This window comes from Rhizobium sp. FKL33 (assembly GCF_005222915.1).
Classification (GTDB): domain Bacteria; phylum Pseudomonadota; class Alphaproteobacteria; order Rhizobiales; family Rhizobiaceae; genus Rhizobium_E.
In genome coordinates, this window is the sequence record NZ_STFX01000049.1 from 5,542 (window position 1) to 6,255 (window position 714).

The window sequence follows — 714 nt, forward strand, 5'->3', positions numbered from 1 at the left end:
GTCGCCGAGCTTCTCGAGCGCCATCCACAGCTATACGGCCTCTGTCGACAACGATGTCAGCTCGATCAAGGTGACACCCACCGTCAGCGACGCCAATGCGACGGTGACAGTCAACAGCACGACCGTCGCATCGGGCGCGGCCTCGGGCAATCTCAGCCTCGACGTGGGCGACAACACGATCACCGTCGAAGTCACCGCCGAAGACGGCGTGACGACCGAGACCTATACGGTGACGGTGAAGCGCGCTGAAGCGGACTCCACCGACGCGATGCTGACCAGCCTGTCGCTGTCGTCCGGAACGCTGTCGCCGAGCTTCTCGAGCGCCATCCACAGCTATACTGTGTCGGTCGACAATGATGTCAGCTCGATCAAGGTGACACCCGTGGTCAGCGACGCCGGCGCCACGGTGACGGTGAACGGCGCAACCGTCACATCGGGCTCGACCTCGGGCAATCTCAGCCTCGACGTGGGCGACAACACGATCACCGTCGAAGTCACCGCCGAGGACGGCGTGACGACCGAGACCTATACGGTGACGGTGGAGCGCGCTGAAGCGGATTCCACCGACGCCACGATGACCAGCCTGTCACTGTCGTCCGGATCGCTGTCGCCGAGCTTCTCAAGCGCCATCCACAGCTATACTGTGTCGGTCGACAACGATGTCAGCTCGATCAAGGTGACGCCCGTGGTCAGCGACGCCAACGCCACGGTGAC

At 63.3% G+C, this 714-nt stretch carries 1 protein-coding gene; it reads left to right on the forward strand.

Going from position 1 to position 714, the window contains the following annotated elements; genetic code table 11:
* Positions 1-714, forward strand: a 714-nt coding sequence (locus E8Q41_RS22700) for a cadherin-like beta sandwich domain-containing protein (RefSeq protein WP_205910415.1), incomplete at both ends; no start/stop codon positions are given.